The organism is Marinobacter sp., assembly GCF_035268745.1.
Classification (GTDB): Bacteria; Pseudomonadota; Gammaproteobacteria; order Pseudomonadales; family Oleiphilaceae; genus Marinobacter.
Map to the genome: position 1 here is coordinate 1 of NZ_DATFKH010000068.1, position 1,395 is coordinate 1,395.

Below are 1,395 nucleotides of genomic sequence, written 5' to 3' on the forward strand. Positions count from 1 at the left end.
GGTTTGGTGGTCATAGCGTGAGCAAAACACCCGGTCCCATTCCGAACCCGGCCGTTAAGTGCCACCGCGCCAATGGTACTGCGACTCAAGTCGTGGGAGAGTAGGTCACCGCCAAACCTAGTAAAAACCACAGTATCTCTCATTAACGATCATTCAACCTGTCGCGGGGTGGAGCAGCCCGGTAGCTCGTCAGGCTCATAACCTGAAGGTCGTAGGTTCAAATCCTACCCCCGCAACCAAATTACCAAAATAGATCAAACACTTGCCAGATGGTATAATAATACCTCAGGCAACATCCGCGTCTACATCAACGCCACATCAACACCGGACTAAAAAAGCGCAATCGCAGGCGTGCGTGCGCACTCGCGTGCATTCGACAACATCGGGAAACCGTGTTGGACGGAAAGACATGCAGCTTTCCGCGGCCACCCAGGAACGATGCCGGACATTGACCTCGTTGCTCAAGGATCTGGCGCGCGTTCCGCCGGCTGCGCATGTTGACGTCGCGCGGGCAAGCCGCCATTGCCAAACTGGCGAAATTGGAGCGGTTCGCATTCCGTACATGACCGGCATCCTTCGGCTCAACCAACTCAAGCCCACGAGCATCGAAAAAATATTCACGGCCGACATTTGCCAGAGGTAACGCCGGTACCGGAGTCCTTTCCGCTTGGGCGGAAAGGCGATCAAAGGTTGAATCTATAGATTCTCGACTAAACCTGTAGCAGCGTAGACCCGTAGGTGAAGCATTTACCTTATTGATTGAGCCAATCTTGGGTGGAGCAAAGTCGTGTCAGCTTGGGGAAAAGCAGATCAGGAAAACTGCGTGGGGGGATTACCTGGCGATACCCAAGCATTGAAGCTTGGCTTGGGTCCTGCGGCCGATGCCCCAGATGTCGCTAACGGGGACGAGCGGCAGAAGCCAGTTGGTGAGAGCCGGGTCCATCATATCCAACACGCCCGCGAAGATCGGGTTCTTCTTGGCGATGTCGTTGGCGCATTTGGCAAGCGTCTTGGTCGGTGCAATCCCGACCCTGACCGGCACGCCGACGGATCGTAGCACATCGCGCCGCATGGCCCGGGCATGTTCGACCCGGTCGGTGAAACCGCCGAAGTCGAGAAAGCACTCATCGATTGAGTAGACCTCGACGTTGACATCCATGAGACGGTCTTTGAGCAGATCGAGGATCGCGTCTTCCAATACCTCCCGCTTGTAAGACCTGTTCTCTTTGCAGGAGAGGTGGTCCTGGTTTTTCGACCAGCTTTCTGCCGCAATAAGCTATAGCATTGGTTTCATGTCAGGCGGCAGCTTTCAGGTTCAGGTCTTGAGTATCATAGGCCTCTGCCGGGGTCAGCAGGCCATGCGATGAGTGCGGTCGTTTTTCATTGTAGTAGCTG

General features: G+C 55.1%; 1 protein-coding gene, 1 tRNA gene and 1 rRNA gene. 2 read left to right on the forward strand and 1 reads right to left on the reverse strand.

Annotated elements, in window-relative coordinates:
- Positions 1–2 precede the first annotated feature (2 nt).
- Positions 3–117 (forward strand): 5S ribosomal RNA (rrf, locus tag VJ956_RS06255).
- Between the two features lie 45 nt (positions 118–162).
- Positions 163–239: transfer RNA gene (locus VJ956_RS06260), tRNA-Met, on the forward strand.
- 593 nt (positions 240–832) lie between these two features.
- On the opposite strand, the gene VJ956_RS06265 is transcribed toward VJ956_RS06260, so the two are convergent.
- Positions 833–1,198, reverse strand: coding sequence for a hypothetical protein (locus VJ956_RS06265; protein WP_324082885.1), 366 nt, complete (start codon positions 1,196–1,198; stop codon positions 833–835).
- Positions 1,199–1,395 lie beyond the last annotated feature (197 nt).